16 protein-coding genes, 1 other RNA gene and 1 other annotated feature are annotated in these 23,964 nt (G+C 41.4%); of the genes, 15 read left to right on the top strand and 2 right to left on the bottom strand.

What is annotated here, in order from left to right:
• Positions 1-22: 22 nt before the first annotated feature.
• The 12 genes from DW650_RS01365 to DW650_RS01305 all read left to right on the top strand — a co-directional run bounded on the left by DW650_RS01365 (position 23) and on the right by DW650_RS01305 (position 14,562).
• On the top strand, positions 23-442 hold the full coding sequence (locus tag DW650_RS01365) for a cytidine deaminase (RefSeq protein WP_117920895.1): 420 nt from the start codon (positions 23-25) through the stop codon (positions 440-442).
• Positions 443-541: 99 nt separating this feature from the next.
• On the top strand, positions 542-1,594 hold the full coding sequence (locus DW650_RS01360; protein WP_118208883.1) for an FIST signal transduction protein: 1,053 nt from the start codon (positions 542-544) through the stop codon (positions 1,592-1,594).
• Positions 1,595-1,606: 12 nt separating this feature from the next.
• A complete protein-coding gene (locus DW650_RS01355) occupies positions 1,607-2,569 on the top strand; it encodes a methyl-accepting chemotaxis protein (RefSeq protein ID WP_117920893.1) in 963 nt (320 codons plus the stop codon).
• Between the two features lie 122 nt (positions 2,570-2,691).
• The gene (pckA, locus tag DW650_RS01350; RefSeq protein ID WP_117920892.1) at positions 2,692-4,296 is read left to right on the top strand and encodes a phosphoenolpyruvate carboxykinase (ATP); all 1,605 of its coding nucleotides are present in this window, start codon (positions 2,692-2,694) and stop codon (positions 4,294-4,296) included.
• A gap of 229 nt (positions 4,297-4,525) precedes the next feature.
• On the top strand, positions 4,526-5,599 hold the full coding sequence (locus tag DW650_RS01345; protein ID WP_117920891.1) for a 5' nucleotidase, NT5C type: 1,074 nt from the start codon (positions 4,526-4,528) through the stop codon (positions 5,597-5,599).
• 66 nt (positions 5,600-5,665) lie between these two features.
• Positions 5,666-5,858, top strand: a non-coding RNA gene (gene ssrS, locus DW650_RS01340) — 6S RNA.
• 251 nt (positions 5,859-6,109) lie between these two features.
• Positions 6,110-8,365: a SpoIID/LytB domain-containing protein gene (locus tag DW650_RS01330; protein ID WP_118208881.1), complete on the top strand. Its 2,256-nt coding sequence runs from the start codon at positions 6,110-6,112 to the stop codon at positions 8,363-8,365.
• Positions 8,362-9,219: a YihY/virulence factor BrkB family protein gene (locus tag DW650_RS01325; protein WP_118208880.1), complete on the top strand. Its 858-nt coding sequence runs from the start codon at positions 8,362-8,364 to the stop codon at positions 9,217-9,219. The genes DW650_RS01330 and DW650_RS01325 overlap by 4 nt, the downstream gene beginning before the upstream one ends.
• Before the next feature lie 43 nt (positions 9,220-9,262).
• Positions 9,263-9,492: a binding site (T-box leader), on the top strand.
• Positions 9,493-9,604: 112 nt separating this feature from the next.
• Positions 9,605-10,624, top strand: coding sequence for a phenylalanine--tRNA ligase subunit alpha (gene pheS, locus DW650_RS01320; RefSeq protein WP_015560506.1), 1,020 nt, complete (start codon positions 9,605-9,607; stop codon positions 10,622-10,624).
• A 25-nt stretch (positions 10,625-10,649) separates the two neighbouring features.
• Entirely contained in the window at positions 10,650-13,067 is a 2,418-nt protein-coding gene (pheT, locus tag DW650_RS01315) for a phenylalanine--tRNA ligase subunit beta (protein ID WP_118208879.1), read from the top strand.
• A gap of 84 nt (positions 13,068-13,151) precedes the next feature.
• Complete coding sequence (gene queA / locus DW650_RS01310; protein ID WP_118208878.1) at positions 13,152-14,189, top strand: tRNA preQ1(34) S-adenosylmethionine ribosyltransferase-isomerase QueA; 1,038 nt, start codon at positions 13,152-13,154, stop codon at positions 14,187-14,189.
• Between the two features lie 31 nt (positions 14,190-14,220).
• Complete coding sequence (locus DW650_RS01305) at positions 14,221-14,562, top strand: PilZ domain-containing protein (protein WP_118208877.1); 342 nt, start codon at positions 14,221-14,223, stop codon at positions 14,560-14,562.
• 189 nt (positions 14,563-14,751) lie between these two features.
• Here DW650_RS01305 and DW650_RS19890 read toward each other — a convergent pair whose 3' ends face one another.
• The gene (locus DW650_RS19890) at positions 14,752-16,716 is read right to left on the bottom strand and encodes a right-handed parallel beta-helix repeat-containing protein (protein WP_243102833.1); all 1,965 of its coding nucleotides are present in this window, start codon (positions 16,714-16,716) and stop codon (positions 14,752-14,754) included.
• A 486-nt stretch (positions 16,717-17,202) separates the two neighbouring features.
• Between DW650_RS19890 and DW650_RS01290 the strand changes: the two genes are divergently transcribed.
• The gene (locus tag DW650_RS01290; protein ID WP_117920882.1) at positions 17,203-18,891 is read left to right on the top strand and encodes an AAA family ATPase; all 1,689 of its coding nucleotides are present in this window, start codon (positions 17,203-17,205) and stop codon (positions 18,889-18,891) included.
• A gap of 86 nt (positions 18,892-18,977) precedes the next feature.
• On the opposite strand, the gene DW650_RS01285 is transcribed toward DW650_RS01290, so the two are convergent.
• On the bottom strand, positions 18,978-20,075 hold the full coding sequence (locus DW650_RS01285; protein WP_118208875.1) for a prephenate dehydrogenase: 1,098 nt from the start codon (positions 20,073-20,075) through the stop codon (positions 18,978-18,980).
• A 349-nt stretch (positions 20,076-20,424) separates the two neighbouring features.
• Between DW650_RS01285 and DW650_RS01280 the strand changes: the two genes are divergently transcribed.
• The gene (locus DW650_RS01280) at positions 20,425-22,518 is read left to right on the top strand and encodes an elongation factor G (RefSeq protein WP_117921365.1); all 2,094 of its coding nucleotides are present in this window, start codon (positions 20,425-20,427) and stop codon (positions 22,516-22,518) included.
• 108 nt (positions 22,519-22,626) lie between these two features.
• On the top strand, positions 22,627-23,952 hold the full coding sequence (locus DW650_RS01275; RefSeq protein WP_241070672.1) for an InlB B-repeat-containing protein: 1,326 nt from the start codon (positions 22,627-22,629) through the stop codon (positions 23,950-23,952).
• Positions 23,953-23,964 lie beyond the last annotated feature (12 nt).

Below are 23,964 nucleotides of genomic sequence, written 5' to 3'. Positions count from 1 at the left end.
CATTTAAAGAGAGGAAACAAAAATGGATATAAAGAAACTGGCACAGGAATCAATAGCGGCAAAAGAATTTGCTTATACACCGTATTCACATTTCAGGGTAGGAGCTGCCCTGCTTACAAAAGATGGAAAAATATACCGGGGATGTAATATAGAAAATGCTGCCTATACACCGACAAACTGTGCAGAGCGGACAGCTTTTTTTAAAGCTGTATCAGAAGGGCAAAAAGAATTTACTGCGATTGCGATCAACGGGGACGCAGATGACTATCTTTATCCATGTGGGGTATGCCGGCAGGTCATGGCAGAGTTTTGTGATCCGGAAACATTTCAGGTGATTCTTGTGAACACACCGGATGATTATAAGATATTTACATTGGAAGAGTTGCTGCCTGGAGCATTTACAAAGAAGGATATCACAAAAGCAACCGGAAAAGAGTTGTAAAATATAGCTGATAAACTTGACAGACAGCACAGGAAATAGGATAATTTTTACAGATATGTTTGGAATCTGAAACAGAAAAGATAAAGGAGAGACAAACAGATGAAAGAGAGTTATGGAACAAGTTCCAGTGGAAATTTAAAAGAAGCTGTACGGGGGTTGGGGAATCCGGCATTTTTGATCCTGATGTCAAATGCAGAGCAGCTTGAAGCTCATGCAGCTGAACTGGAAGAATTATATCCGGGTGTACCGAGCATTGGATGCATCGGAATGAGTTACCAGACAGGTGTGACGGAAAAAGGTGTCAGTGTAACAGCGTTTGAAGGTGTAGAGGCTGTGACAGACGTATTAGAGCAGGCATCCATCATGCCGGTCAAATATATCAGCAGGGTTGAAAAGGCTTTACAGAAGATAAATGCGTCATCTGAAAATACTGTCTGTATTGATTTTTGTACAGGGAATGATGCGGCGGTTCTTACGACCATGTACAGTATTCTGGAAAAAAAGAAAATTTCACTGACAGGTGGAACAGGGGATGGTGGAAAAGTTTCCGTAAATGGAAAGGTATATGAAGATGCAGATGCTTTTGCATTTGTGAAAAATACCGGTGGCAAAGTTAAAGTGTATAAGGAAAATATTTATTATCCACTTCCACAGTATCGTTTTATTGCATCAAATACAGACCGCAGTAAATACACAGTCGGGGAACTAAACGGAAAGCCGGCAAAACAGGTCTATGAAGATACACTTGGTATCCGGGAACAGGATATTGTAAACCAGACTTTTAAAAACCCGATCGGTAAAAAGAACGGGCAGGATATCTGTATTATCTCAATCAAAGAAGTAGCGGGAAATGCATTGGGCTGCTATCGTCAGGTCAATGATTCCGATGTGCTTTATCTGCTTGAGACGAATGATTATCCTTCCATCGTGGAAGAGACGGTGCGGCAGATCAAAGGTGATTTTGCAAGGATTTCTGGTGTTTTTTCCGTAAATTGCATTTTCCGTTATCTATTCTTCTCCCAGGAGCATTATATGGATCAGTATTTAAAGACAATGGGGACACTTGGTATGCATGCAGGTTTAGTTGGTTTTGGGGAACATTATAACAGCCAGTTTGTAAATCAGACCATGTCGTGTGTTGTATTTGAGTAAGGGGGAGAGAGAATGTTTCAATTCAAAAAAGAGATAAAAGAACAGGTGAGTCAGACAGAAGAAAAATTAAATCTGCATCCGGTAATACATGTGTCTGAAAGTCTGCTTGACTACCAGAAAAAACTTTCACAGACAGAGGTAAGATCTCTGGATGAATTACAGGAAATCCAGAATGCATTTCAGGCGGTTTTAGAGGAAAATGAACAGCTCAAAGAGAAGCTTGGCTCTTTTCATGAAACGTTTGAAACAGTTGGCGAAACGTCAGGACAGTTTGCCGGTGTGCGAGAAGATATTACAAAATCGGTGGAAGAGGCACAGCAGAAAGTCGGTGGCTTAAAGGAGAGTTCAGGGGAAGTACAGGAACATTTTGATGAGATCCAGCGCACATTCGAAGATTTCCAGGCATCCGTGCAGAAAATCAAAGAATGTATGGGACAGATCATCTCAATTGCCAACCAGACCAATATGCTTGCATTGAACGCATCCATTGAGGCGGCGCGTGCCGGGGAGCAGGGAAAAGGATTTGCCGTTGTTGCAGAGGAAGTAAAGAATCTCGCCAGTGAGATCAAAAGCCTTGTCAGCACCGTAGATGGAAGCATTGTGGAAGTGGAACAGGATACGGAAAATTTAAACCAGAGCATTGCTACATCGAAAGAGTCACTCGGGAAAAGCTTAGAGAGTGCAGATGAGACATATGAGGTGTTTGACCGTATTACGGCGGCTGCAAGCGGAGCAGACCAGGTACAGCAGGAGATTGCAGGCGTGCTTGATGATTCAAGGGAAAAACTTGCCGATGTAAACCGTTCGCTTGAGCGGGAAAAGGCAGAGTATGATACAGTTCGCATGCATATAGAGCGGGCAAATGATCTTGGAACACAAAAGAGTACCATGTTCGAAAATATGGAGAATTTACTGGTGCAGATCACACCGATTGCAAAAGAGTTAGAACAGAAGAATTTTACAGCCGGAGAATAAAAAAAAGGGTGACATTATTTTACAAAAACTGATTGACAAAAAAATAACATTGTGTATATTTATATTAGCGGAATTTTTTAAAAAATACCCTGATTATTTTAAAGGAAAGAGGTTAAAGAGCAATGGCAAATATCGATTTAAGCAAGTATGGCATTACCGGAGTAACAGAGATCGTTCACAATCCTTCTTACGAGATGTTATTCGAGGAAGAGACCAAAGCAGGTCTTGAGGGTTATGAGGTTGGTAAGGAAACAGAACTTGGTACAGTTAACGTTATGACTGGTATCTATACAGGACGTTCCCCGAAAGATAAATATATCGTTATGGACGAGAATTCAAAAGACACTGTATGGTGGAATTCAAAAGAATATCCAAACGATAACCATCCTATGTCAGAGGAAACATGGGCAGCAGTGAAAGATCTTGCAAAGAAAGAGCTTTCAAACAAGAGACTGTTCGTAGTAGATGCTTTCTGTGGAGCAAATAAAGATACACGTATGGCAGTTCGTTTCATCGTTGAGGTTGCATGGCAGGCTCATTTCGTAACAAACATGTTCATCAAGCCAACAGCAGAAGAATTTGAGAACTTTGAGCCGGACTTTATCGTATACAATGCTTCAAAAGCAAAAGTTGAGAACTACAAAGAGTTAGGTCTTAACTCAGAGACATGTGTTGCATTCAACATTACATCCAAAGAGCAGGTTATCGTCAATACATGGTACGGCGGAGAGATGAAGAAAGGTATGTTCTCTATGATGAACTACTATCTCCCACTTAAAGGCATCGCTTCCATGCACTGTTCAGCAAACGCTGATATGAACGGCGAGAATACAGCAATCTTCTTCGGACTTTCCGGAACAGGAAAGACAACACTTTCTACAGATCCGAAACGTCTCTTAATCGGTGATGATGAGCACGGCTGGGATGACAACGGTGTATTCAACTTCGAGGGTGGATGCTATGCAAAGGTTATCGGTCTTGACAAAGAGTCTGAGCCGGATATCTACAATGCAATCAAACGTAACGCACTGTTAGAGAACGTTACTGTTGATGCAAACGGAAAGATCGATTTTGATGACAAGAGCGTTACAGAGAACACTCGTGTATCTTACCCGATCAACCACATTACCAATATTGTTAAACCTGTATCATCTGCACCGGCTGCAAAGAATGTAATCTTCTTATCAGCAGATGCATTCGGAGTACTTCCTCCAGTATCTATCCTGACACCAGAGCAGACACAGTACTACTTCCTGTCTGGATTTACAGCAAAACTTGCTGGTACAGAGCGTGGAATCACAGAGCCGACACCTACTTTCTCAGCTTGCTTCGGACAGGCATTCTTAGAGCTGCATCCTACAAAATATGCAGAAGAGCTTGTTAAGAAGATGGAGAAGAGCGGCGCTAAAGCATACCTTGTAAATACAGGATGGAATGGAACAGGAAAGAGAATCACAATCAAGGATACAAGAGGAATCATCGACGCTATCCTTTCTGGTGATATTCTTAAAGCTCCAACAAAGAAAATCCCAATGTTCAACTTCGAGGTTCCTACAGAGCTTCCAGGTGTAGATTCAGGTATTCTTGACCCACGTGACACATATGCAGATGCATCTGAGTGGGAGACAAAAGCAAAAGATCTTGCTGACAGATTCATCAAGAACTTTGCTAAATACGAAGGAAACGATGCTGGTAAAGCATTAGTTTCTGCAGGTCCTCAGAAATAATAAAGTGCACGCTTTGCGAGCAGACTTATTGTTATGAATGACGATCGGGTGTGACTTGGTTCACACCCGATTTTTTAATTCATAGGAAATTATGTCCTATGAATTAAAAAGCCCTCCGGGCAGGATCGCACTGCGTCGGAGTGGAATTATGTCGCTGGAGCGACCCGCCGCAGGCGGAGAATCCTGTAAAGCAGGATTCTTTCTTGCAGTAAAAAATAGGAGGATATTTATGCTGACTTATGGAATTGACTGGGATGATGTGATTTCTGATCTGAATACACATGCAATTACGCTTGCAAATAAGGAACATGCCTTGAATCTGAAATTAGAAGATATCAATTCATGGGAAAATGTCGGTAAGGCATCGATCATCAAGCAGTACTATCAGGACGAACGGATTTATCGTATGCAGACAGTGACGGATGAAGCCAAAAATTTCATACATGAACTGCAGAAAAAAGGGAAAGTATATATTATTACAGCAATTGCACCGCAGTTTATGAGCCTGCGCGCAGAACAGATTCTGACAGCATTTCCTGATTTTCCGGAACAGAATATTATTATGGGATTCCAGAAATCGCTGGTTCGTTTTGATGTTACGTTAGATGATGGACCGCATAATATTCTTAAAAGTTGTGCTAAATATCCGGTTTTAATGCGCCGCCCATGGAATGATTCACTTAGCGGCATTCTATCTGTAAATCATTATGGGGAATTTTTGCAGTTAATAGATCAGATCAAAGAGTCAATGCTGTTAGATAAAAAGCCGGTTTCATTTCCGTCTGTGATAGCATTGGTCGGACCGTCCGGTTCCGGCAAAAATGAACTTGCCAAAAGGTTAGAAAAAGCGGGAGCAGGAAAGATTGTTCATTCGTATACGACAGGAACAGCAGATGGGTTCCATCAGAGACTTTCGGCTGAAGAGTTTAAAAATAAAAAAAATGATTTTGTAACAGTAACCGTGTATGCCGGAAATAAATATGGTATCCTGGCGTCTGATATTGCAAAAATGATCGAAGATGGGATTAATCCGATCGTGCCGCTTGATATCGGTGGTGCAATAGCTATGAAACGATTGTTTTCAACAGCCATATTGTTTTGCAGGAGCAGTCGTGAAAAAATGATTTCCAATATTTTAGAAAAAACTATCAGTAATCAGGAAAAAATGTACCGTCTATTATCATTGGAAAATGAAATTGACAATGAAGAACTCTGTGACTTCTCTATACGGACAGATAATATGGAAGAAGCTATTGAACAGGTAAGGATGCTTTTGTCAATAGAGAAAATAGATAGAAAGTAAAACAAAATTTGGCACTAATTAATAGTTGCGAAATGGGGCATATTAAAGTATAATAAGACTATCAAAAACGGCCTGGGATGTGCGACACCCTACATTTTTGAACCTACATTTACTTTTATGGGATTCTTATATTCGAAGGCAGATGTCAAGCCATCAGTACTTCAGTACATGAGCAGTGGAAGACAGAAACCGACGTGCGGTTACCCACCTAGCGGTCGCTAGGAGTCAAAAACGTAGGAAACGGCATTTTGGGTTTTTGACAAAAGATCATAAGGTACAGAAGATTTTTTAGTACAGAAGAGATGAAGAGTACAAAAGAAAATTTGATGTACAGAAGAATATTTGGCATACAGATGAAAAAGATCTGCTATACAAAAGAATATTTAAAATACAAAAGAACTTTTGTTTTCGGACAAAAGATCAGGGAAGCTGCTTTGAAATATAAGCAGCTTCTTTTGTGCAATAAAATGACAGAAATTATATGTATTTGGTACAGAAACGGGGCTCAACGTGAAAAAAAGAAATATACCTAAAATTTCAGCAGTCATACTGGGAGTTTTAATTTGTGTTTTTATAGGTGTACTTATAAACAAACTGAAAGAGAATTATGATCCGGAAGTTTTTTCGGAAGATTATATCAGTATTGATGAAGTAAAACAGGAACTGGCTTTTACCGTGTATTCAAAGGATGAATGGGACGACTGGTTTTCAGGCAGGAAACAGGAGTATCTGACACAGTCAGTGCTGGATGAACTGTTAAAAAAACTGGGTGTTTCAGAACAGATTGATTTTGTGGTAAAAAGAAAAAACTCAGCCATCCCGCGTACAGAATGGAATCAGATATATGAGCAGATACTTGGATTTCTTGATATGGAACAGAGCGTGACAAAAGAGTCTTTGCTTGTGTTAAATAGTCTGGAGCTGGATGATCAGACGGTTCTTGTAACGAATCAGGGTGACTATTATACCAGATTACAAAATACATATTTTACAAACTGGATGGCATATGAGATTTATATAAGAGAGAATCAGTGCATTGGCATTGCACAGGTATCCAGACAGGGACAAACGGTCGAGAATGTATATTTAAAATCCTGCCAGAGGGAACAAATCTGTTTTTTATTTGCCGGTGCAGTTTATGAAATAGAATTGAACGATGATCAGATATCCTGCGAACCGGGAGTCTGTGACCTCGTATTTACGGATGGTACGCTTACTGCAATCAAGACAAAACAGGATTTTATACAGGGGCAGATGTTGTCTTATGATGATTCTGAGATTGAGATAGAAGATTATGGAAGAATCCACCATAATGGAAAACTTCCGGTTTATCAGACTTATGGCGATGTGTCTGAAAAATCGATATCGGATGTTGTTTTAGGTAACATGGATGTTGCTTATGTGACAGCAGGGAAGGAAGTCTGTGCGATCCTTATTCTACAGCCTGCTGATATAAAAAATATCCGGGTTCTTCTTTTAGCGGATGATGGTACAAATGTCCGGAAAGATATATATTTAAAATGTTCTGCGAAAGCTGTAGTGACCTGTGGCGATGAAACAAAAAATACAGAACCGGATGAACTTCTTCACCCTGCGGATGCATTGACAGATACCTCTGGAAAAACTTATGTTTTGAAGCCGGAAACGGAAGATGGACGGATCTATCTGTGTGACCAGAATGGGACAGCTACGTCAAATGGCTATTTTGGAACGATCGAGGTGAGAAATACAGAGAATGGGTATACGGTCGTGAATGAGCTGCCATTAGAAGAATATTTATCTGCGGTTGTGCCAAGTGAAATGCCGTCAAATTTTTCGGCAGAGGCATTAAAGGCACAGGCGGTATGTGCGCGCAGTTACGCTTATATACAGCTTATGCGGGCAGATCTTGCGGCATACGGAGCGCATATCAATGACAGTACATCTTATCAGGTTTACAATAAAGTGGAGCAGACCAAGGAGTCCGTTGCGGCTGTCGATGCAACATGTGATCAGGTGATGACCTGGATGGGAAAGGTTGTGGAGGCATATTATTTCTCTACATCAATGGGGTATACAGATACGGCAGAAATCTGGAATGTGGATGATCCTGCTGATTATGGATATCTGAAAAAAACATGTTTAAATCAGACGGATGATGGGATGGACTTATCGGATGAAACAACATTTACCCGGTATATTAAGGGCAACGCGGATGGATATGATAGTGATATCCGTTATTACAGGTGGTCTGCAACAGCAGATTTATCGGATAAAACGGAACAGGTAAATGAGATCTTATCAGCAAGACATTCCATTTCACCCCAAAATGTGTTATATTATGAATCTGACGGCACAACAGAGATGGATGTTTCTGAGGTCGGAAAGAAAATGGGAGACATTACCGGAATGTCAGTGGAAGCAAGAAGTGGTTCCGGTTCGATCCTTACATTGAATCTTACTTATGAACATGGTGTCGTAAAAGTAAAGACAGAATACAATATTCGTAAGATTCTTGGCTGTATGATCGAAAAAATAGTCTATGCAGATGCAACGGAATCAGAAAATATGACGATGCTGCCAAGTGCATTTTCAACGATCGAAAAGCAGGAAGACGGAACCTATCTGTTATCCGGCGGGGGTTATGGTCATGGACTTGGCATGAGCCAGAATGGCGCAAATGGAATGGCAAAAGCCGGTATGGGCTATCTGGATATTTTAAATTATTTTTATCAGAATATTACCGTGGAAACAATTGGAGAAATGGAAGGAAAAGAGACGTTATGATCTGGAAGATTATAGGAAATGTGATGTCGTTTATGGGAAAATGTAAGCGGGATAAGATCAATGCATATTCTGCGCAGTCTGCGTTTTTTATTATATTATCACTGATCCCGTTTCTCATGGTTTTTTCGTCCCTGTTACAGTATACATCTGTGACGGAGGGGACACTTTTAAAAATTATAGAAAGAGTTATGCCGGAATACATAGCACCGTTTCTTATTTCCCTGATCGATGAGGTGTATAACAGATCTGCGGGCATTATTTCCATTACAGCGATCGCAGCTATCTGGTCTGCAGCAAAGGGAGTACAATATATGACTGATGGTCTTAATTCAGTCAATGACCTTGAAGAGACAAGAAACTGGTTTGTGCTGCGCCTCTGGGCAGTCGTTTATACAGTAGTGTTTGTGATCGCGATTATATTTACGCTGCTTGTAATTATTTTTGGAAATTCGCTTCAGAAACTGGCATCACAGTATATTCCGTTACTGCGGCATGCTGTGGATCTGCTGTCACATTTTCGAGGTCTGATCATGTTAGCAATGCTGATCCTTTTCTTTGATATAATCTTCACTGCACTGCCGAATAAAAAGCTGACCTTTAAAAGCCAGCTTCCGGGAGCTGCGATCTGCGGAGTGGCATGGTATGTTTTTTCTATTGGTGTATCTATATATGTGGATTATTTTAATGGTTTTTCCATGTATGGAAGCCTGACAACGATCGCACTTATCATGTTATGGCTTTATTTCTGCATGTATATCATGATGATGTCGGCGGAAGTAAACGTTATTTTCAATGACAGTATCCGGAAGTGGCTGCTCAAAGATAAAGAGAAGAAAAAAAGAAAAAACTCTTGAACTAATAAATTGCCTGTGCTACAATGCAATACAGAGTGAAAAAGAAAAGGCATTGAACGTGATTAGTAGTGCACTATAATTCTTTCAGAGAGAATGGGTCACCGGCTGAAAACCCATTTAAGACAAGGTAGGAATCGAAGTTCGCACGGGAGCCGCATTTGTGAAATGACAGTAGCAGATGACGTTTATGCACGTTACGCATGTTAAGAGCTTCCTGCCAGCTACTATGGCAGAAAGAATCAGGGTGGTACCGCGGAATCATTCGTCCCTGGACGAATGACTCTGCGTTTTTTGTTGCTGAAACAAATCCATCACAGGAAATTGTGTCACAAAAATAATTTGTAAGACAAATATCTGAAAGAAATAATGCAGAATGGAGATTATCATGAAAGAAAAATTGCAGAAAATCAGAGAAGATGCGATCCGTCAGATCGAGGCATCCGGCGATCTGTCAAAATTGAATGATGTGCGTGTTGCAGTTCTTGGAAAAAAAGGAGAACTGACCGCCGTATTAAAGAGTATGAAAGATGTCAGTCCGGAAGAACGTCCATTAGTCGGACAGCTTGTCAATGAGACAAGAGAGAGCATCGAAAAGATCTTAGATGAAACAAAGAAAAAATTAGAGGCAGCAGAGTTAGATGCAAAACTCCGCAGAGAAGTTATTGATGTGACACTTCCTGCAAAGAAAAATAATGTCGGACACCGTCATCCAAATACGATCGCATTAGAAGAAGTAGAGCGCATCTTTACCGGAATGGGATACGAAGTAGTAGAAGGACCGGAAGTAGAGTACGATTATTATAACTTTGAGGCACTTAATATCCCGGCAAACCATCCGGCAAAGGACGAGCAGGATACGTTCTATATCAATGACAAGATCGTGCTCCGTACACAGACATCTCCGGTACAGGTCCGTGAGATGGAAAAAGGACATCTCCCGATCCGTATGATCGCACCGGGCCGTGTATTCCGTGCCGATGAGGTAGATGCGACACATTCTCCGTCTTTCCATCAGATCGAGGGACTTGTCGTTGATAAAAACATTACGTTTTCTGATTTAAAGGGAACACTTGCAGAATTCGCAAGACAGTTATTCGGACAGGATACCAAAGTAAAATTCCGTCCGCATCACTTCCCATTTACAGAACCGTCCGCAGAGATGGACGTGACCTGTTTTAAATGTGGCGGTAAAGGATGCCGTTTCTGTAAAGGAGAAGGCTGGATCGAGATCTTAGGCTGTGGTATGGTACATCCGCGTGTACTGCGTATGAGCGGTATTGATCCGGAAGAATACTCAGGATTTGCATTCGGTATCGGATTAGAGCGTATTGCACTGCTCAAATATGAGATCGACGATATGCGTCTGCTCTATGAAAATGATCAGAGATTTTTAAATCAGTTCTAGGAAAAAGATAGGAGAATATAGCATTATGAATACTTCATTAAAGTGGATCAAAGACTTAGTTCCAGGTCTTGACTGTACACCACAGGAATATATGGATGCCATGACATTATCCGGCTCTAAGGTAGAAGGATATGAGAACATGGATGAGGATCTTGATAAAATTGTGATCGGACAGGTAAAGAGCATTGAAAAACATCCGGATGCAGATAAACTTGTCATCTGTCAGGTAGATATCGGAACAGAGACGATCCAGATCGTAACAGGAGCTCCAAATGTAACTGAAGGCTGCAAAGTGCCGGTCGTATTAGATGGCGGAAAAGTTGCAGGCGGTCATGACGGCAGCAAAACAGAGGGTGGCATCAAGATCAAAAAAGGAAAGCTGCGCGGTGTGGAATCAAACGGTATGATGTGCTCGATCGAGGAACTCGGTTCCAACAGAGATATGTTCCCGCTTGCACCGGAAAATGGTTTATATATTCTGCCGGAAGATGCTCCGATCGGAGAAAATGCAGTAAGTTATCTGGGATTGAATGATACGGTTGTTGAGTATGAGATCACTTCAAACCGTGTAGACTGTTTTTCCATTCTTGGTATTGCGAGAGAAGCAGCAGCTACATTCGGAAAAGAATTTGTTCCTCCGGTTGTGACAGAAACAGGTAACAATGAAGATGTCAACGATTACATCAAAGTATCTGTAAACGATGACAAACTCTGCTCCCGTTACACCGCAAGAGTTGTAAAGAATATCAAGATCGCACCGTCACCGGAATGGATGCAGCGCAGACTGCGTGCACAGGGAATCCGTCCGATCAATAACATTGTAGATATCACAAACTATGTGATGGAAGAGTATGGTCAGCCAATGCATGCCTATGACCTTGACACGATCGAGGACAGAGAGATCGTTGTAAGACGTGCAGCAAAGGGTGAGCAGTTTGTAACTTTAGACGGTCAGGAACGCACTTTAGATGATTCTGTACTGATGATCTGTGATGGAAAGAAAGCCATCGGTATTGCAGGTATCATGGGTGGAGAAAATTCCATGATCACAGACAATGTAAAAACAATGCTGTTTGAGGCTGCATGTTTCGATGGAACAAACATCCGTCTGTCCGGAAGAAAGATCGGACTGCGTACCGATGCCTCCGCAAAATTTGAAAAAGGCTTAGATCCAAACACAGCGATCGAGGCAATGAACCGTGCATGCCAGCTTATAGAGGAGCTTGGTGCCGGAGAAGTTGTCGGCGGCATTGTGGATGTTTACCCGAATGTCAAAGGGGATAAACGTATTCCATTCGAGCCGGAGAAATACAACAAACTTCTTGGAACGGACATTGCAAAAGAGACAATGCTGGCTTATTTCTCAAAGATCGACCTCGGCTATGATCCGGCTTCGAATGAAGTGATCGTTCCATCCTGGAGACAGGACTTAGAGTGTGACGCCGACCTTGCAGAGGAAGTGGCAAGATTCTTCGGTTATGACAAGATTCCGACCACACTGCCAAGCGGTGAAGCTACCACAGGAAAACTTACCTTCAAACTCCGTATTGAGGCAGTAGCAAGAGAGATCGCAGAGTTCTGCGGATTTTCACAGGGGATGACGTATTCCTTTGAGAGCCCGAAAGTATACGATAAATTATTATTGCCACAGGATTCACCGCTCCGCAAAGCGGTTGTGATCAGCAATCCGCTCGGAGAGGATTTCTCTATCATGAGAACGGTTTCCTTAAATGGTATGCTGACATCACTTTCCACAAACTTTAACCGCAGAAATAAGAACGTGCGTCTGTATGAACTTGGAAATATTTACCTGCCAAAACAGGTGCCGGTAACAGAGCTGCCGGAAGAGCGCATGCAGTTTACACTTGGTATGTACGGAGAGGGTGACTTCTTTACCATGAAGGGTGTGATCGAGGAGTTCCTTTACAAAGCAGGAATGAAGCTGAAACCGGAATATGATCCGGAAGCCGGAAAACCATTCTTACATCCGGGACGTCAGGCAAATGTTGTTTATGATGGCACTGTGATCGGTTATCTCGGTGAGGTTCATCCGACGGTTGCTGCAAATTATGCAATCAAAGAGCGCGTTTATGTTGCAGTACTTGATATGCCGGAGATCGTATCCCGCGCATCTTTCGACCACAAGTATGAAGGAATCGCTAAATTCCCGGCTGCAACCAGAGACATTTCCATGGTTGTTCCGAAGAAAGTGCTTGCCGGTGATATTGAGAAGATTTTTGATGAAAAAGGCGGCCAGTTCTTAGAGAAATATGATCTGTTTGATATCTATGAGGGAGCACAGATCAAACCGGGATATAAATCAATCGCATATTCTTTATCTTTCCGTGCAAAGGACAGAAACTTAGAGGATGCCGATATTACCGGTGCAATGGATAGGATTGTAAATGCACTTGAGCGTGTCGGTGCTGAATTAAGAAAATAAAACAAAAAGCATATGCATGTAAGTAGTGCCTGATCCGGTTTTTTGCCGGATCAGGTATTTGTAGTATATTGAATGAGGATTATCATGGATGTAAAAGATTTTTATTATGACCTGCCACAGGAACTGATCGCACAGGACCCGTTAGAGGACCGTTCCAGTTCGCGGCTGATGGTATTGGATAAAAATACCGGTGAAGTGACACATCGTGTTTTTAAGGATATTACAGATTATTTAAGACCGGGAGATTGTCTGGTTATTAATAATACGAAGGTAATACCTGCAAGACTTTATGGAGTAAAAGAGGGCACACAGGCAAAGATCGAGATTCTTTTATTAAAACGTAAAGAGAATGATATCTGGGAAACCCTTGTAAAACCAGGAAAAAAATGTAAAGTTGGAACAAAGATCATTTTTGGCGAAGGACTGCTGACCGGTGAGGTTATTGATATTGTTGAAGAGGGAAACCGGCTGATCCAGTTTCATTATGAAGGGATTTTTGAGGAAATCCTAGACCAGCTTGGACAGATGCCACTGCCGCCTTATATCACACATCAGCTTCAGGATAAAAACCGTTATCAGACGGTATATGCAAAATATGATGGTTCCGCCGCCGCACCGACAGCAGGACTCCATTTTACACCGGAGCTTTTAAATAAAGTACGGGAAATGGGTGTGGAGATTGCAGAAGTAACACTTCATGTAGGACTCGGTACTTTTCGTCCGGTCAAAGAAACAGATGTTCTGAAACATCATATGCATTCTGAATTTTACCGGATCGAGCAGTCACAGGCAGATAAGATCAATCATGCAAAGGAAACCGGGCATCGTGTCATTGCAGTAGGAACTACCAGTACACGTACTTTGGAGGCAGCTTCGGATGAGAATGGTTTCCTGCGTGAGACAAGTGGATGGACAGAGATTTTTATTTATCCGGGGTATCAGTTTAAAGTCATTGATTCGCTGATCACGAATTTCCATCTGCCGGAGTCTACACTTGTGATGTTAGTTTCTGCGTTAGCAGGCAGAGAGCATGTGTTAAGCGCATATGAGATTGCGGTAAAAGAAAAATACCGTTTCTTTAGTTTTGGGGATGCTATGCTGATCACAGATACCACAGTTTAGGTGATTTACAAAAGAGAAGGAGTATTATGGAATGGAAGAAAAAAGACATCATAAGCGTTTAAAGATCGACGTTTCCATCCAGTTAGAACGTCTGACAGAAGATGGAACAACGACATATGATTATACGCAGGTCGAAGTTACGGATGTTTCGCGTGGTGGAATCGGCTTTTTGTCCAACGAACCTTTGGAAGTTGGGAGATATTATAATACTAAGATCCAGATATGGACGAAAGAAGTGTTCGATGCGGTCATCGAAATCGTGCGTAAACAGAAACTGGAGGATGGAACAGACAAATATGGAGCAACTTTTATAGGCATGTCCGACACGGATGCGATAAAAATTGATATTTATCAGGTGTTTCGTGAAGCATAAAAGTATAAGAGATGAAGTATGCTTTTGATGACAGGATAAATGCAAAAAATCGAAGAGAGCCAGATAGGTCACATCCTAAAATAAAGATGATCTGTCTGGCTCTTTTTATGTCTGTCATTCTTCGTCCATAAGTTATCATTTATGAAAGCATAGGTATACGAATAAATTATTTGTAAGTCATAAAATTAATTATGCTTCATAAGAACTTACGGTAATTGTATAATCGCTTGTACCTTCCACATAAGTGGTTCCATCGGTACTTTTGACGGTAACGGTATTGCCGTCCGCGTCAGTGATAGTTCCCTTGCAGGTTAAAGATGAGAGAGTGCTGTCACCATCAACGATCCAGGTGGAACTGCTGTCGACCGTCAGATCTGCATAACCGTCGCCTCCATTTCCGGCATTGCTTTCATCCTGAACAAAACTTCCTGTCCAGGTACTTTTATTTTTAAGAGAAACATCCAGTTGGCTGATACTGTCCCAGATGATCTTTCCTGCCATGGTCTGGGAATCTGCAGTAAATTCGCAGTCAGCACCGTTGGCACCGGAAGAACCCCAGCCTCTGGCATTGCTGTTGCCGGTACATTTTAACAGGAAATCATTGGAATCAGAATAGTTTAAATCCACACCGGATAAATAAAAGGTACTTTCTGTATTTGTTGTATAAAACATACCGCCGTTTTCAGAAATCAGACTGCCGCCTGTCATGGAAAAATTACTGTTTCCGACTTCGGAATCACCGGACATGCTCTGATAGAGAATGACAGTCCAGTTACAGTCATTCTGTTCATTTTCCGGAATATTGCCGGTCAGATCACAGTCTGTTAATTTTAAGGAGTTCAGACCTTCAATACAGACTGCTTCCGATCCGTTTGCTGTTAAAGAAGCATTTGAGATAGAAATATCTGCAGTACAGTAAACAGCCGGAGAACCGGTTCCGTTTGAGGTATAGCTGCCACCGTCTACCGTCATGGTTCCGCCTCCACGGTCACTCCGGATTGCCGCAGAAGATTCGCCGTTCGTTGTCACGGTCAGATTTTTGGCAGTGAGTGTACCACCTCCTGCAACATGAATACCGCCGGATGTATCCTGTGTGGTTGTGATTGTACTGTCAGAAACCGTAACATTTCCGTTACCATAAGAAAAGATGCCTGCACCACCGGCAGAATCTGTCGTGATCGTTGCATTGTCTACAGATACTGTTCCGTCAGTTGCCAAAAGACCGGCACCTACTCCGTAAAAACTGGATGAATCGCCACCGGTACTATCAGAGGAAGTGCGGTCTAATGTGATATTTTTTAAAGTCACATTCGCTCCATTTGATACAAGGATCGCATTTTCATCAGATCCTGTGGAAGAGAAAGAAGCATCCGAAACTTCGGTATCTTCCGTGTATTCTGTTACTGCATTGTAGGATTCCGGCTGGGAGGAAGCGCTGCCTCCCGGTGCGCCGCCGCCTGGAGTGTTACCTCCCGGCTGACCGCCGGCGTTGTCAGAGATCGTTACAGTTGCAGCGTTACCATCATCATCTAAGGTGATCGTTACCATAGTACCTTCTGATAAAGTGGAAAGTGTGGTTTCATTTCCATCTTTGTCATAATAGATGGTAGAGTCGGTCAGATTGATCGTCTCGGTTGACATATTGCCCATATCTGGTGCGCCGCCGTTGTCGGAAGGGGCAGAATTGTTGTCGCCACTTGGCTGATTGTCAGGGGTTTCGGTGGATTCTGTGCCATCAGAGTCAGGTTTGTCAGCCGGAGCAGAGTTATTGTCACTGCCATTGTTGTCACTCGGCGGATTGCCCGGTGCTTTGCCCTGATCGTTGTTATCGGAATCAGGCTTGTCAGCCGGAGCGGAACCATTGTCACCGCCGTTATTATCATCCGGTGGATTACCCTGTGCTTCGCCCTGACCACCGCCCGGCATGGTAGCAACCGTGATCGTGCTGTCGGTAATTTCGGAAATCATTCCCATGATCGCATTTTCATCTGATTTTGTATCGGTATCTTCAGTAGACGCTTCTACGGTACTTTCCACCGAAGAAGAGGTGCCTATGGTATTGTCGGTGTCTGTACTATTGTTTGTACTGCCGCATCCAGAGAAAATCAGTGTTCCTGCCAGTGCGATGCATAGTAATGCTTTTTGATATTTCATAGTGTTTTTCACTCCTTTTTTTGTTGATAGCTGTATTCTACCGATGCAATGTGACGGTTAGATGAAGTGGGATTGGAAGTTATGTGAATTTAAAGAGAAGGTTGTGTGGAAGAGAAGCTGGAATACCTTTTTGAAAGTAAAAAAGTTATTTGAAAATTTTTTTGAATTTTATGAAATTTACTATTGTAGATTTTATAAAAGTGTGCTAAACTATATTTGTATCCATGAACTAGTTTATAATGTAAACAGTTCAACTCAAGAGGCTGTATTCCTGATTAACGTCAGGGATACAGCTTTTTGACTGTTATGGAATCGTTTAAAAGACTGAAGATGTGAAAATTTCAGATAAAATTCAAGTAGTCATTACAACGAAGAAAAGTTGATATTACTACCCGAAATTGATACTATGATTACAGAACAAGCGGTTGTAATAAAAAGTCCTTTGCCATAAGGCGGGGGACTTTTTAAAAAAGAAGGGAAGCAGACATGAGACCATTACCGGTTGGAATTGACAGTTTCGAAAAATTAATTCAGGAAAATTATTACTATATTGATAAAACTCTGCTGATCAAAGAGCTATTAGAGCTGAAAGGCGAGGTAAATCTGTTTACCCGCCCCAGACGTTTTGGCAAGACGCTGAATCTGAGCATGTTACAGTATTTTTTTGAAGATACAGGAGATGCGGAGCAGAATGTGAGAAACCGTGCATTATTTACTGGCTTAAATATTATGAATGCAGGGGAAGAATATATTTCACAGATGGGGTGTTATCCTGTTATTTTTCTTACATTAAAGTCTGCAAAACAAAGGAATTTTAAAGCAGCTTATTTTAAACTGAAAGAAGAAATTTCTGAAGAATTTAAAAGACACGAGAAACAGATAATGAGCGGTAATATCTCAGAAGATGACAGAACTCTGTTTTATGAAATTGCGTCAGGAAAAGCGGACAGGGAGGTATATTCCGGTTCTTTAAAGACATTAAGCAGGCTGCTTTATCAGGTGACCGGGCGAAAAGTGATCATTCTGGTTGATGAATATGATGTACCGTTAGAAAATGCATATTTTTCCGGATTTTATAATGAAATGATTGACTTCACCCGGTCGTTGTTTGAATCTGTGTTAAAAACAAATGCGTATCTTCAGTTTGCAGTCATTACAGGCTGTCTTAGAATATCGAAAGAAAGTATTTTTACCGGTTTGAATCATTTGAACGGTATTTCGATTCTGGATAAACAGTACAGCGAACATTTTGGATTTACAGAGCAGGAAGTAAAGCAGGCAATGATTTCCTATGGTGTGGAAGATCGTTTTGCAGATATGAGAGAGTGGTATGATGGATATACTTTCGGAAACTGGGAAGTATATAACCCGTGGAGTGTCATCAAGTTTTTATATGATCTTGTGGCGGATCAAAATGCATTCACACGTCCGTACTGGGTAAATACCAGTTCAAACGATATTGTAAAAAATCTTGTACTGCGTGCCGACAGGGAAACAAAAGGGCAGATTGAGACGCTTCTGGCAGGAAATACATTGGATATTCCGGTTCATGAGGAAATTACTTACACGGATATTTATGAGAATGATGTGAATTTATGGAATTTTCTGTTTTTTACCGGGTATCTGACTAAAACAGATGAATACATGGATGATGGTATCATTTTTCTGAAAGTCCGGATACCGAATCAGGAAGTGAAAATGATTTATAAGACCACAATACAAAACTGGTTTCGGGAAAAAGTAAAGAAAACAGATTTCCATGATCTGTATCAGGCGATGGAAACGGGAAACGCGGCGCGTATGCAGGAGATTCTGAATGAACAGTTGTTAGTAACAATCAGTTATTATGACAGTGCGGAAAGTTTTTATCATGGTTTTCTTGCCGGGATTCTAAGCCAGAGCAGCAATTATCTTGTTGAGTCGAACCGTGAATCAGGGAAAAGACGATATGATCTGATGGTAAAAAGTCCGTCGCTCAGAGGCAGGGCATTTATTATAGAAGTAAAAGTGTCTTCTGGAATTGATGAATTGGAAAATGATGCAGAGAAAGCGGTGCGTCAGATTTATCAGAAAGGATATAAAGAGGCACTTTTAAAGGAAGGTTATAAGACAATTGACTGTTATGGGATTGCTTTTTACCGGAAGGACTGTGAAGTTTGGTATGATGGAAAATAATATAGAATGTATGCTGCCAGGATGAGATATTTCATTATCATGCGCAGAAAAAATGCCGTACGATCAGCCGACCGTACGGCATTTTCCTATCTTTCGTAAATCGTATAATGATGTTTCTTAAGCAGTGCGACTGCCAGTGCTAACGATTCCCTGTCATACATTTCAAGTCTCAAGACACCGCCTTCAAATTCACGGTTATGAATGATGCCGATGTTTTTTATGCTTAAATTATTGCTTGCAAGGATCGTGGCGACGGTGGCAATCCCACCGGTCTCATCGATCAGATCTAAATATAATTCGTAAATATTCTTTAAAGCGCCTTTTGCCGTAATAGTGATAGAATCACGGTAATCCTTTGCAGCAGTAAAGGCATCTAACAAAGCTGATTCATCTGCATCTGCGATATTGATCCGCATTTTCTCCAAAGTATGAATATAACTGTCCAATAATTTTAAAATCTGTTCCTGGTTGGACAGGCAGATATTTTCCCACATGACAGGAGAGGATGATGCAATTCGCGTGATATCTTTAAATCCTCCGGCTGCAATGGTTTTCATGATCTCATTTTCATCATCTGATTCACGAACCAGATTTACGAGACTGTATGCGATCACGTGCGGCAGATGGCTGATCGCTGCGGTAGCATAATCGTGCTGTTCGTATCCTAAAACAAGTGGAATCGCACCGAGAGAACGCACCAGTTCTGTCAGCTCTTCCACGGCGGGAGCAGGACTTTTTTCGGTTGGTGTGATAATATAGTAAGCATTTTCCAAAAGTGTTTCTGAGGCGTTGGAAAGACCGGTTTTCTCAGATCCCGCCATCGGATGCCCGCCAATAAAGTTAGCTTCAAGACCTAGCTTTTCTACTTCCCTGTGAATCTCTGTCTTGACGCTTCCGACATCTGTGATAATGCAGTCCGGTGAGATCACATCTTTTAACTGCTGCAGATATTCGATATTTTTCCTGGTCGGCGTGCACAGAAAAATATAATCGCAGTCTGAAAAATCTTTCAGTTCACACGGTGTATTGTTTACGATTAAATGTTCTTTATAAGCGTCGTCAACCGTCTCGGTATGATGTGCTGTAGCGATCATTGTGAGTTCCGGATGAAGTGCATGCAGTTTCTTTGCAATGGAACCACCGATGAGTCCGAGCCCGATAAAGCCGATTTTCTGAAGTGACATATATAAAAATCCCCCTGTTAGATGTTAAAATTCTATTCTCATAATTCTTTACCTATCATAGACATAAATCACAAGAAAGTCAACACGTTAAAGTATAAAAGTGCAGATTGCATGAAAAAATAATCAAAATATGGATGAAATGTGAACACTATGTAAACATTCCATGCAAATGGTTATAAATTATTTAAAATGCATACATAATATATAAACAAATTTCGGGTAATATAAAAATAGTTAGTAAATATGAATAAATAAGTTGTAATAAACGTGTAAATTTAGTAAAATATAACCATACAGCGAATGCCGTTTCAGAGGTATCGACTAAAAAATATGTATTGGAGGATTTGCTATGAACGTTTACACAACTGACAAGATTCGTAATGTGGTTCTGCTTGGACATGGTGGATGTGGTAAAACAAGTCTCGCCGAGGCGATGGCTTATCTTGCGGGGATGACAACACGCATGGGAAAAGTTACCGATGGTAACACGATCAGCGATTATGACAAAGAAGAAATCAAACGTCATTTTTCCATCAACACAACTGTGATACCGATTGTCTGGGGTGATACCAAGATCAATATCCTTGATACACCTGGTTATTTTGATTTTGTAGGGGAGGTAGAAGAAGCAGTCAGTGCTGCGGATGCAGCAATTATCGTAGTATCCGGTAAGGCTGGCATTGAAGTCGGCACAAAGAAGGCATGGGAGTTATGTGAGACATACAAACTGCCGCGTATGGTATTTGTTACAGATATGGATATCGATGAGGCAAGTTACCGGCAGGTCGTAGAAGATTTACAGCAGCTATACGGCAAGCGGATCGCACCTTTCCATCTTCCGATCCGTGAAAACGGACAGTTCGTCGGTTATGTCAATGTATTACAACAGCGGGCAAAACGCTGGAAAGATAACGGCGAAGTGGAAAAGGTAGAAGTGCCGGAGTATTCCAAAGAGAATCTTGGTATCTGCAGGGAAGCATTGATGGAGGCTGTTGCGGAGACGAGTGAAGAATTTATGGATCGTTATTTTGGAGGGGAAGAGTTCTCCGAGGATGAGATCCGCCAGGCACTCCGTGTCAATGTATCCGATGGAAGCATCGTTCCGGTGCTGATGGGTTCGAATGTTCTTGCACGCGGCATGTATACACTGATGGTCGACATTGTAAAATATCTTCCGAGTCCGGAAAAACGTTCCTGCACCGGAATCAATGCAAAGTCCAACGAGGTATACAATGCAGACTATGATTTTGCAAAACCAAAATCAGCTTATATTTTCAAAACGATTGCAGACCCGTTTATTGGGAAATATTCATTGATCAAAGTTAATTCGGGAGTTATCAAAACAGATGATCTTCTTTACAACCAGCATAAAGATACAGAGGAAAAAATCGGAAAGATCTATGTACTCTGTGGCAATAAGCCGGAGGAAGTAAAGGAACTGCATGCGGGAGATATCGGAGCGTTAGCGAAGCTGACTAAAGCAGCTACCACAGATTCCCTTTCTACCAAAGCGAACCCGATTCTGTATATAAGAACACAGATCTCCATACCATATACTTATAAACGTTATAAGGCAGTCAACAAAGGAGATGAAGATAAGATCTCGCAGGCATTGCAAAAGCTGATGCTCGAAGATCTTACATTAAAAACAGTCAATGACAGTGAAAATGGCCAGACATTACTTTACGGTATGGGAGACCAGCACCTTGATGTTGTGGCAAGCAAACTGTTAGAGAGATACAAAGTTCAGATTGAACTGAAAAAACCAAAAGTAGCATTCCGGGAGACCATTCGTAAGAAAGCGGATGTGGAATACAAGTACAAAAAACAGTCCGGCGGTCATGGACAGTACGGTCACGTTAAGATGACCTTTGAACCTTCCGGAGACCTTGAAACACCATATGTATTTGAACAATGCGTTGTCGGTGGAGCCGTTCCGAAGAACTTCTTCCCGGCGGTGGAGAAAGGAATCCAGGAAGGCGTGCAAAAAGGACCGATGGCAGCTTATCCGGTGGTAGGAGTAAAAGCAGTTTTATATGATGGCTCTTATCATCCGGTAGACTCTTCTGAAATGGCATTTAAGGTTGCAGCACTTCAGGCATTTAAAAAAGGTTTCATGGAGGCATCACCGATCCTGTTAGAGCCGATCGCATCCTTAAAGGTTGTTGTACCTGACAAATATACAGGTGACATCATGGGAGACTTAAATAAGCGCCGTGGACGCGTACTTGGAATGAATCCGACAGAACACGGTTATCAGGAGATCGTAGCTGATATCCCATATATGGAATTATATGGATACAATACAGATTTACGTTCTATGACCGGTGGAAGCGGAACCTTTTCTTATGAGTTTGCAAGATATGAACAGGCTCCTTCTGATATTCAGGAACAGGAGATCGCAGAAAGAGCAGGCAAACTCGATAACACGGACAATTCATAAAAACTTCTTTGAAAAATAAAAGAAGCAAGTCTTCCCGGAAAGCAGAGCAAAAAACACAGACTGGCTGTAATACCGGCTGGTCTGTGTACAAAAAAGGGAGGAATGGGTATGCAGTTTGGCAGAAAAATTTGCAAAGAATTATTTGTAATTTTATATGTATTTATTTTTCTTGTAAGTGATCCAAAACTGGTTCGTGCCTGCAGTATTATCATACTCCCGAATGCTTCACAGGAGACCATTGCAAGTGATGATATCACATTAGACCTCTTTGCAGGAGAAAATCCATCGGAATATCATATTGTATATGAAGTAAATGGTGGCATTAACAGTAGTAATAATACAAAAAACATCAAAAAGGAAGAACTTCCGTTTACCTTGGATGTACCGGTTAAGATCGGATATAATTTTGCCGGCTGGTATGCAGATTGCAATTATTCCAGAAAAGTTACAACAATCGATGAGGACAGCCCTGCTAATATGGTGCTTTTTGCAAAATGGACAAAAAACATCGATAATCATTATAATGTAGAAATGTATTCTTACCAGACTGGCACGATCCGTGATAGCAGTCAGAAAGAGTTAAAGGAATGTTCTTATACTTTTTTGGATTCTCTTTCGATTCCGGGAATGCCTTCTACCAGAGAAAAAGATTATAAGGACAATTTGATCAGCAGTTCCAGCCAGTGTATGCAGGGACTTTGCTTCACACCGGATTATATTCTTATCACAGCCTATTCAGAAGATCGTAAAAATTTAGGCTCGTTAATGGTATTTGACCGTGAGAGTGGTGAATATCTTGTGACACTTGGCATGAAGAAAGAAAGTCATCTTGGAGGTATTGCTTTTGATGGTGAAAATGTCTGGATCTGCCATTCTAATTCCAATACATTAGAACGCATTTCCTATGAATATATCACAACAATTGCAAATGATGTACCGGGGTATTGTATTGATGCATCCGCTTTGTCAGATGAATATCGTCTGAAAAATACACCATCCTGCATTACCTGCTACGGCGGAAGACTCTGGGTTGCTACACATACCAGATTTTTTGATTCCGAAATGTATTCTTACAGTTACGATAAAGAAGCGGATAAACTGACAGCAGTCAGCAGTTATAATCTTCCAAGCAAGGTGCAGGGCGTGGCTTTTGATGATAATGGCTCTATTTATTTAAGTACCTCTTATGGAAGAAACAATTCTTCTTATTTGAAAGTTTATGCGTCTCTCCTTGCACTGGATAAAAAGCCAAATGATCCAAAGGTAAAAGTTGAGATGCCGCCTTGCTCAGAGGAAGTTGCGATTGCGGATGATACGGTATTTGTTTTATTTGAATCTGCGAGTGCAAAATATTTTGAGGGTACAGACGGTATGGGAAAAAGTCCGGCACCGATTGACAAGTTGTTAGAAGTGAGTGTTGCTTCAATCTGGTAAAACTAAATCAAA

The sequence above is a fragment of the Roseburia sp. AM23-20 genome (assembly GCF_003470905.1).
Lineage (GTDB): Bacteria > Bacillota > Clostridia > Lachnospirales > Lachnospiraceae > Roseburia > Roseburia rectibacter.
Note: the sequence above shows the minus strand (reverse complement) of the source record. Positions and strands in the feature narration are given on the sequence as shown.